This window comes from Rhodanobacter sp. GW835-FHT13D09 (assembly GCF_058793995.1).
The window spans coordinates 1-1,380 of record NZ_JBXAGL010000021.1 but is presented as its reverse complement, the minus strand read 5'-3'; the positions used below and the strand labels follow the sequence as shown (position 1 = coordinate 1,380).

The window sequence follows — 1,380 nt, the reverse complement described above, 5'->3', positions numbered from 1 at the left end:
TGCCCGCCCTATGTATGGACTCGCCCCTGGTGTCAACCGCTGCGTGGGCAAGAAAGCACGGGCTGCATTTATGTATGAGGCCTTGACGAAGGTGGTCGATGGACCCCAGGCCGGCATCGGGTGAGCTCGTGGAAAGGCCGATTACGAAGAGGCTGCAAGAGCCGGTAGGGCGGAAGGCCTGATGCCACGATGGTCTGACCGGGTGATTCGAGCGAAACAGCAGCGGTAGCGCGCAAAGGGACAAGAAACGGGGTGGCGGGTGCGGCAACCCTTTCAGTGCATGGCAGCCTCCCTCGCTTGGGTACCGCGATGGGCCGGATCGCTGCAGAAGGCCATGTCGGGATGCTTGAGCAGCAGCCACACGACACGCAGATTGTGGTTGGCCAGGCGCACGGCGGCACCCTTGCGGCCACAACGCTGGACCCATCGCTGGATACGGCGGCTGTAGGGGTCGGTGGCATCACGGCGGATTTGGCGGATCACCGCGTGGGCACCTTCGATCATGGCGCTGCGCAGGTAGGTGTCACCGCGCCGACTCATGCGGCCCAGCCGGAGGGTGGCGCCACTGCTGTGCTGACGGGGGGTGATGCCGAAGTAGGCGGCAAATTGGCGGCCGTTGGCGAATCGGTCCGGGTTGAGCGCCTTGCAGGCCATGGCGGTGGAGATGATGGGACCGATGCCACGGGTCTGACACAGGTGTTTGGCGACCGGATCGGTGCGGCTCAAGACCGCCAGCTCACCGTCGAGCGCCGCCATCCGCTGGCCCAGTCCGCGCCACTCCCCCATCAAATCGGCCACCAGCGCGCGCAGTCGATCCGGGATCGGCAACGTGGCATCTTCCAGGGTGCGGTCGACCTTGCGCACCAACGCCGGATCGCCGCGGGCAATGACCACGCCCTGTTCCAGCAGCACACCGCGCACCTGGTGGGTGATCGCCGTCATGCGCCGCCGCCAGCCGCGCCGGGCCCGGTGCAACGCCTGCAACGCCAACTGGTCCTGGGTCTTGATCGGCACCGGGTGCACGCTCACATCGTGCAACGCACGCAGGATCGACAGCGCATCGTTGGCGTCGTTCTTGTTGCCGCAGCGATGCGCCGCCGTGTGCTGCGCCGGCAAGATCCTGACCTCGACCCCGCGGGCCTGAATCTCCCGCGCCCAGGCTTGCGCGCCCGGCCCCGTCTCGATCGCCACCGTCAAGGGCGGCTCCAGGGTCTGGATGAGCTTGTGCATCGCCTGGCGCGACTTCAGTCGCTCGGACACGATCACTTCACCACGGGCGTTCTCGCCGGCAATCTGAAACACATCCTTGGCCAAATCGATGGCTATGGCAGTAAGCTTTTTCATGGGCTCGCCCTCGCGTGACTGTGCTGGTAGCACTAG

1 protein-coding gene is annotated in these 1,380 nt (G+C 65.9%); it reads right to left on the bottom strand.

Features of this window, described 5'->3' with window-relative positions:
• Positions 1-273 precede the first annotated feature (273 nt).
• Positions 274-1,344, bottom strand: a complete 1,071-nt coding sequence (locus AC1Q5A_RS16580) for an IS110 family RNA-guided transposase (protein ID WP_492702570.1) — start codon at positions 1,342-1,344, stop codon at positions 274-276.
• Positions 1,345-1,380 lie beyond the last annotated feature (36 nt).

Bases quoted from the DNA above. Each gene is read 5' to 3' on its own strand.
- AC1Q5A_RS16580 (WP_492702570.1), bottom strand. From the start codon at position 1,344: ATGAAAAAGCTTACTGCCATAGCCATCGATTTGGCCAAGGATGTGTTT.